Source organism: Janthinobacterium sp. EB271-G4-3-2, assembly GCF_020858035.1.
In the GTDB taxonomy this organism is placed as follows: Bacteria; Pseudomonadota; Gammaproteobacteria; order Burkholderiales; family Burkholderiaceae_D; genus Janthinobacterium; species Janthinobacterium aestuarii.
Genome location: NZ_JACYMG010000003.1, coordinates 510,856 through 518,671, shown reverse-complemented (window position 1 = coordinate 518,671; position 7,816 = coordinate 510,856). Strand labels below are relative to the sequence as shown.

Annotated in this window: 7 protein-coding genes; 2 read left to right on the top strand and 5 right to left on the bottom strand. The window is 60.4% G+C overall.

All coding sequences use genetic code 11. From position 1 onward, the window contains the following. Positions 1 to 172: 172 nt before the first annotated feature. From IGS55_RS10200 to IGS55_RS10190, 3 genes are all read right to left on the bottom strand, one after another. Positions 173 to 1,747, bottom strand: a complete 1,575-nt coding sequence (locus IGS55_RS10200) for a POT-type proton-dependent oligopeptide transporter (protein WP_128142106.1) — start codon at positions 1,745 to 1,747, stop codon at positions 173 to 175. Positions 1,748 to 1,828: 81 nt separating this feature from the next. Continuing rightward, complete coding sequence (locus tag IGS55_RS10195) at positions 1,829 to 2,386, bottom strand: GNAT family N-acetyltransferase (protein ID WP_230517132.1); 558 nt, start codon at positions 2,384 to 2,386, stop codon at positions 1,829 to 1,831. Positions 2,387 to 2,473: 87 nt separating this feature from the next. Next, a complete protein-coding gene (locus IGS55_RS10190; RefSeq protein ID WP_230517133.1) occupies positions 2,474 to 2,986 on the bottom strand; it encodes a hypothetical protein in 513 nt (170 codons plus the stop codon). Between the two features lie 290 nt (positions 2,987 to 3,276). Here IGS55_RS10190 and IGS55_RS10185 point away from each other — a divergent pair, with 290 nt between their 5' ends. Further along, the gene (locus tag IGS55_RS10185) at positions 3,277 to 4,371 is read left to right on the top strand and encodes a hypothetical protein (protein WP_230517134.1); all 1,095 of its coding nucleotides are present in this window, start codon (positions 3,277 to 3,279) and stop codon (positions 4,369 to 4,371) included. Between the two features lie 169 nt (positions 4,372 to 4,540). Here IGS55_RS10185 and groL read toward each other — a convergent pair whose 3' ends face one another. Further along, positions 4,541 to 6,190: a chaperonin GroEL gene (groL, locus tag IGS55_RS10180; RefSeq protein WP_010400981.1), complete on the bottom strand. Its 1,650-nt coding sequence runs from the start codon at positions 6,188 to 6,190 to the stop codon at positions 4,541 to 4,543. A 50-nt stretch (positions 6,191 to 6,240) separates the two neighbouring features. Continuing rightward, positions 6,241 to 6,531, bottom strand: coding sequence for a co-chaperone GroES (gene groES / locus IGS55_RS10175; RefSeq protein ID WP_010400979.1), 291 nt, complete (start codon positions 6,529 to 6,531; stop codon positions 6,241 to 6,243). Between the two features lie 534 nt (positions 6,532 to 7,065). On the opposite strand from groES, the gene IGS55_RS10170 reads away from it, so the two are divergent. Further along, complete coding sequence (locus IGS55_RS10170) at positions 7,066 to 7,812, top strand: hypothetical protein (RefSeq protein WP_230517135.1); 747 nt, start codon at positions 7,066 to 7,068, stop codon at positions 7,810 to 7,812. Positions 7,813 to 7,816 lie beyond the last annotated feature (4 nt).

The following is a 7,816-nucleotide window of genomic DNA, read 5'->3' as shown; positions in this document are numbered from 1 at the left end:
GATATGCCTACCAAGATGTTGACAGCGGTCGATACCGTTCGCAATACCACGAACGGCATGAGGGGAATAATACAAGGGCGGATTAGCGTGGCATCGCCACGCGTAATCCGACGACATTGTCAGCAGCGTTGTCGGATTACGCCCTTCGGGCTAATCCGACCTACTTGTATGATTACGCCTTGCCCGGCACCACCGCCTGGCGGTAGTTATCGACCATCTTGTAGCGCTTCGCATACAGGCCGAAGGCCAGCATGGCCACGGCGGCGAAGGCGGCGAAGAAGAACATCTGGAAGGCCGTCACGCTGATGCCGCTTTCGGCGATCTTGCCGATCACGCCTTCGTTCATGACGCTGCGGTTGACGATCAGCACCCACAGATTGCCCACCGTCGTCGACAGATTCCAGAAGCTCATGATGGCGCCCTTCATCGAGACGGGCGCCTGGCTGTAGGCAAACTCCAGGCCTGTCGCCGAGACCAGCACTTCGCCGAACGTCAGCAGCGCGTACGGCAGGATCTGCCACATGATGGAGACGGCGCTGCCGCTGTCGAGGGCCAGCTGCAGCAAGCCGATGACGATCCATGCCAGCGAGGAAAAGCCGATACCGGCCGTCATGCGGCGCAGGGCCGTCGCTTCCCAGCCGAAGCGGTTCAGCATCGGGTACAGCACCAGGTTGTTGAACGGGATCAGGAGCATCACCAGCATCGGGTTCAGCGCCTGCATCTGCGCCGGCAGGAACCAGCTTGGTTTTTCCATGGTGTTCGCTTGCACGATCCATGTCGATGCCTTCTGGTCGAACAGCGAGAAGAACGGCGTGACGAGGGCGAAGATGACGAGGATGCGCAGCACGGCGCGCACGCCTTCGACGGCTTCGTCAGGGTGGATGCCGCGTGCGCGTTCCAGCTGCATGGCCGTGCCGATGCTGCCGAAGGCCAGCAGCAAGACCAGCGCGGTACATGCGGAAATCACGAAGCCCCATTCAGGAATGCTGTAGAACGCATACAGGGCGCCGATCACGCCGACGTAGGCCACGTACAGGCCGGGACGCGAACCGCCGTCGACACGCGCCAGCAGGGCCGTGCGGGCCACGCGGGTGAACGAATCGGGGTTCGGCGGCGCCGGCGGCACGTGCACGTATTTCTTGGCGCCCATCCAGAAGACGATGGTGGCGGCCAGCATCATCAGGCCGGGAATGCCGAAAGCGATCGAGGGACCGTAGTCGCGCAGGAACATCGGCATCAGCAGCGACGCGAAGAAGGAGCCGAAGTTGATGATCCAGTAGAACAGGTCGAAGACCAGCTTGGCCTTGTGCTTGTTGGTCTGGTCGAACTGGTCGCCGACAAACGAGGCCACGAGCGGCTTGATGCCGCCGGAACCGAAGGCGATCAGGAACAGGCCGAAATAGAAGCCGTTGACGCTGTTTTCAAACAGGGCCAGACAGGCATGGCCGGCGCAATACACGAGGCTGAGCCAGAAGATGGTGTTGTACTTGCCGAAGAAGCGGTCGGCCAGCCAGCCGCCCAGCAGCGGGAAGAAGTACACGCCGATGACGAAGGTGTGGAACACGTGCTTGGCTTCGCCCGTGCGCTGGTCGATCGGGATCATCAGCAGCAGGGTGCTGATGAGGAATGGCGTCAGGATGTTGCGCATGCCGTAAAAGCTGAAGCGTTCGCAGCCTTCGTTGGCGATGATGTACGGTATTTGCCGGGGCATTTTGCCCGTGGCGGTTTGTGTCTCGGCCGATGACATTGGCTCTCCCCAAGTTTTTTTTGTAAGCCGCGATGCTAAGGCCTGCCGCGTTTGCTTGCAACAGAAAAAACGGCCTGTCCGCTATTTCGCAGGGATTTGTAAGGTATTGATTTTCATAAAGACATTACTTTCGGCACTTGCATGGGCAGGGCGGGGCAGCAACAGTTGCATTTGCAGCATGCCATCCGATGCGGGGCTGTCCGCCAGGGTGAATCCGCAGCCCAGGTACAGGCTCAATGCCGCGTGGTTGTCCTGCGCCACGGCCAGGCGCACGCGGGCCAGTTCGGGCACGCTGCAGGCGTGCGCGACGGCCGCCTGCACCAGTTGCCGTCCCGCGCCGCAGCCGCGTGCCTGCGGCGCCATGTACACGCCCCACAGGCTGGCCTTGTCATGCACGACGGCGATCGGCTCGCGGCGCAGACCGGCAATGCCGATCAATTGTTCCTTGTCGAAAACGCCAAATATTATTTGGTACGATGTGGCGCGCAAGCGCTCGGCTATCTGTGCCAGCGGCAAGCCGCTTTCCGCCGCGTATGTCGTGCAGAAGGCGGCGGGCAGTTCGGCGATGCCGGCCAGGCGCAGCGCGCGGTAGGCGCTGGCGTCGTCAGGCGTGAGGGGGCGGACAGTGGCGGCGGGCATGTGGCCGAGTATCAGGCTTCGATACCAGAAAGTAAAGCTTGCGCTGCAACGCCAGCGTCCCGCCGCAGGGGACGCCCGTGTGGAGCGTTACTGCGTCGCGATGCGCTGCATGGGCGCGTTGTCCTTGCGCCATTGTTCCAGGCTGATCAGGTCGCCGCTGGCGATGTCGTCGACGAGGATGCGCTTGCCGTCGGGCGTGACGACGAAACTTTCCCAGCGGTGCGCCGCATCGGGCGTGCTTTCGAAAAAGCTCAGCTGATAGCAGGCGACGCCATCGACGAGGCGCGTCTCGGGCGACGTCTCCATCACGGCGCCGTGTGCGCGGCCGCCCGAAGCCTTTTCGATATGCGCCGACCAGGTCTTGATTTCCGGCAAAGCCAGCAAGGCATCGACGGCGCGCGCGTTCTGCTCTTGCGCCGTCGTCTGGCTGCTCGCGGCAGGGGAATGGTCACCATGCGGCGCGGATTGCTGGTGCAGGTAGAAAGCGCCGAGCCCGGCGGCCAGCAAGCCGGCCAGGATGCCGGCGATGATGGTGGTTTTGGAAGAAGAGGCGCGTGGCGGCATGATGGTGGGATGAGAAAGAACGACGATGGCGGCCATGCTAAAGCAAAACGCACAGGCCGGCAATCACAGGGGGCGGCCAGCCGGCCGTTCACGCTGTCGATGCCGCATCCAGAGCCGGTTGTTCCTTCTTTCTACCGGTTTGCCTTTCGGTGTTGTTAAAACGGTATAGGTCCGTCAAATTTCCAAAATGAATCAATAAATACTTGTATGAAATTGCTTATGTGCTAACTTTGGTGCAGGAAGCCATGCTGCAGGCTGCCTGTCGCGCTGGCGAGGCACGGAATGTCCGGCTTGGGGCTCAGCGCATCAACATCCACGGAGAAACGATGAACATGATCAAACGCACGGCGCTGCTCGCCGCGTCATGCTTTCTGGCCGCGTGCGCGAGCACGGGCAAGCAGTTTCCAACGATTCATGAATCGGCGCACACCGCTGCCGGCGCTGTGGAAAAGACCCTGCCGGCCGGTGAGGCGCTTGTCATGCTGCGCCAGCTATCACCGCATGCCGACATGGCCGAAGCCGTTTACCGGCGCGATCTTGCCGTGTCGGAACGCCAGGAGCGCGCCTGCGATTATGTTACTGCCACGGATGCGCCTGCCTTGCGCAGCGGCTTGCCCGATGGCTGGTTCCGGCTGAATCAGCAACTTGTAAAGCAACTTGGCATGCAGCCGGCGGCGGGACAGGGCGGCCCGCTGCAACCTTGCCGTGGCGCCAAGGGCTTGCAATATGAGACCTATATCAGGCTGGATGCGGCGGGCCGCCCGCTGGAGGCGGTACTGGCTTTTCGCGGTACGGAAAATACCACGTATGAGTGGCGCAGCGACTGGATCGCCAACTTCAGCAACGTCGATTTCGGCGTAGGCGCCAATCCCCAGTTCAGCGAGGCCCGGACAGAAGGGGGGCGCCTGATCGAAGCGCTGGTGCGCGTGTTGCCGAAGACGGCGTCCTCGGCTGTCTGCAAGGCAGCCATGGGCCGGGACGAGGGCGTGCAAGCGCCCATCGACCTGGTCGGTCATTCGCTGGGAGGGGGCTTGGCGCAACATCTGGCGTATAGCAGCAAGGCGTGCGATGTGCGTGCGACGGTTGCCTTTGACCCCAGTCCGGCAACCGGCTGGTTCTTCTTACATTGGCGCAACTACGTGGTGACGAAGGACCCGAATATCTCCCGTGTGTATCTGGATGGCGAGGCGCTGTCGTTTGTGCGCAAGATATCGACCAGATTCAATCACGCGCGCGATTACCGGCGCGACATCCGCATGACTTTTCCCGACGTCGATGTCGGGGCATTCGGGCGGCATAGCATGACGTTGCTGGCTGCCGGCATCAAGTATGCCGCGAACGGCCTGCCGCCCGATGATACGGAGAAGCGCATCGATTATGCATCGGCCGTCGTGTATCCGGAAAGCCTGAGCCAGAACTGAGGACGTGTTCGCGGCAGCGGCGACAAGCGCCAGGCGAAAAAAAAAGCTACCTTCCGTAGAAGATAGCTTTTCGGGGCTGCCGGGCTGGGATAAACAGCTTTTGGTCTGCCTGTCCTGGCCCGGCGATGCATCCCTGCGCGCCGTCGCCTGCGCGCGGGGACGCCGGACATTACATCATGCCGTCCATGCCGCCCATGCCGCCCATACCACCCATGCCGCCGCCCATGCCGCCGCCTGCTTTGTCGTCAGCGATTTCGCAGACCATGCAGTCGGTCGTCAGCATCAGCGAAGCGATCGAAGCGGCGTTTTGCAGCGCCGAACGGGTCACTTTGGCTGGGTCCAGAACGCCCATTTCAACCATGTCGCCATACGTGCCGTTGGCAGCGTTGTAGCCGTAGTTGCCCGTGCCAGCCAGTACGGCTGCCACGACGACCGAAGCTTCTTCGCCAGCGTTTTGCACGATCATGCGCAGTGGCTCTTCCATTGCGCGCAGGACGATCTTGATACCAGCGTCTTGATCAGGATTGTCGCCTTTGACCGTGATGTTGGCGCGAGCGCGCAGCAGGGCTACGCCGCCGCCTGGCACGATGCCTTCTTCCACGGCAGCGCGGGTAGCGTGCAGTGCATCTTCAACGCGTGCTTTTTTCTCTTTCATTTCGACTTCGGTGGCTGCGCCAACCTTGATCACGGCAACGCCGCCAGCCAGTTTGGCGACGCGCTCCTGCAGTTTTTCACGGTCGTAGTCCGAGGTCGCTTCTTCGATCTGTACACGCACTTGTTTCACGCGTGCTTCGATCGAGGCAGCTTCGCCGGCGCCATCGATGACGATGGTGTTTTCCTTGCCCACTTCGATGCGTTTCGCTTGGCCCAGTTCGGCCAGGGTCACTTTTTCCAGGGTCAGGCCGACTTCTTCAGCGATCACTTGGCCGCCGGTCAGGACAGCGATGTCTTCCAGCATGGCTTTGCGGCGGTCGCCGAAGCCAGGTGCTTTCACTGCGCAAGTTTTCAGGATGCCGCGGATGTTGTTCACAACCAGGGTCGCCAGCGCTTCGCCTTCGATGTCTTCCGCGATGATCAGCAGTGGACGGCCAGCTTTTGCGACTTGTTCCAGTACCGGCAGCAGGTCACGGATGTTCGAGATTTTCTTGTCGCACAGCAGGACGAATGGGCTGTCCAGTACGGCAACTTGTTTCTCTGGGTTGTTGATGAAGTATGGCGACAGGTAGCCGCGGTCGAACTGCATGCCTTCAACGATGTCCAGCTCGTCGTTCAGCGACTTGCCGTCTTCCACGGTGATGACGCCTTCTTTACCGACTTTTTCCATCGCTTCAGCGATACGCTCGCCGATCGAGTAGTCCGAGTTCGCCGAGATCGCGCCAACCTGGGCGATTTCCTTGGTCGTGGTGCAAGGACGGGCGATTTTCGCCAGTTCTTCGACGGTGGCAGCAACTGCCTTGTCGATACCGCGCTTCAGGTCCATCGGGTTCATGCCGGCGGCAACGAACTTCATGCCTTCGCGCACGATGGCTTGTGCCAGCACGGTCGCGGTGGTGGTGCCGTCGCCGGCGTTGTCGCTGGTGCGGGAAGCAACTTCCTTGACCATTTGCGCGCCCATGTTCATGAGCTTGTCTTTGAGTTCAACTTCTTTCGCTACCGACACGCCGTCCTTGGTGACGGTAGGGGCGCCGAACGAGCGTTCCAGCACGACGTTGCGGCCTTTCGGGCCCAAGGTGACTTTGACTGCGTTGGCGAGGATATTGACGCCTTCGACCATCTTGGCGCGCGCTGCGTCGCCGAATACTACTTCTTTAGCTGCCATGTTCAATTCTCCTGAGTTTCGGGATGTATCTGTCTACAACGTGGAAACAATTACTTGACGACGATCGCCATGATGTCTTCTTCGCGCATGACCAGCAGCTCATCGCCGTCAACTTTGACGGTTTGGCCGGCGTATTTGCCGAACAGGACGCGGTCGCCTACTTTGACATCCAGAGGACGGACTTTGCCGTCGTCGAGAATCTTGCCATTGCCTACGGCAAGGACTTCGCCTTGATCCGGTTTTTCAGCAGCTGCATCAGGAATGATGAGGCCGGACGCAGTTTTGGTTTCCTGGTCGAGGCGTTTGACGATGACGCGATCGTTCAATGGGCGCAGATTCATACAAAACTCCTTAAAGTTCAATGGATAGGTGTTGCTAAATGAATACATGCCTGGCACAGCGCCAGACCTGCTTTCAGTGACCGCCGTTGAAAGCAGCCCGCAACGGTCAAGCAAACCCCATGTCATCGAGTGCGTGCCAGCTAGGCAGTGGTGGCATCGCGGCGTCGCCCGCCGCGTAGCGTTCCCTGCTGTTGCCCGGCAGACACCATCATGTCCTGAGGATTGCTACGAAAGAGTTTGTTAGCACTCTCTACTAACGAGTGCTAATTATAGGGACGGTAGGGGGCTTATTCAAGGGCTTATTCTCCGGGAAGATAAGCTTGGACGTTCTGCGCAGCCTGCATTTACGCAGGGTTTGCGCAAACGCAAGCCTCGTTCCCGGGCGTCAGCAACAGGCGCGACTCTAGCATGCCCGTCAGGCGAACGGCGTTCCTGTACGCACAGGAAACACAGTTTTGCTATGGACTTTGATAAGATGATTGTAATTGCATATCAATATCGCCCTATATCGTCACCTGCACCAGAAAGCACACCATGCCATTGACCACTTCCCGTTCCGCCCTGCGCCTGCTGGGCGTCACCCTCATCGGTCTCGCCTGTCTGGGCAATGCCGCCGCGCAAACGCCCACCATCGTCGACGAGATCACCGTGGCCGCCTTGACGCCGCAGGAAAAGGAAAGGCTGCTGAACGAGCTGTTCAACGATCTGAACAAGGACGACGACGACCAGGAAGCGCACGTGTGGGACAACGGCGCCGACCGCGGCGTGCTGGTCAAAGTCACGTATAACTTCAGCAACTCCGGCATGACGGAACACAGCCTGAAGGCGCACATCTGCCGCGACCTGAAATTCGTCGTCACGGCCGGTGACAAGTCGCAAGACCTGAGCCGCCGTACCTGTTCGCAGAGCAGCGGCCGCTGGGACGTGCAGGGCAAGGATCCGGCGCCCGTCGTGTATCCGCCTTTCCTGTCCGACGTCACCATCGCCAAGCTTAATGCCAAGGAAAAGCAAGCCCTGTTGACGGCCGCCGTGCGCACCTTGAAAGATGAAGAGGATGGCAAGACGCGCCAGTGGAGCAACAAGGGCCTGGGCAATGCGGTACCGCTGGCGGTGCGCCTGACGCCCTCGCTGACGGACGGCAAACCTGGCAGCTACGGCCGTACTTGCCGCGATTTGACGATGGTGCTTGACGGCAAGGGTGGACAACAGACGCTGACGCGCCGCTCTTGCGAAAACCGCTATGGCGGACTCGATATCGAACCCGATTACGTCGACGAGTAAAACG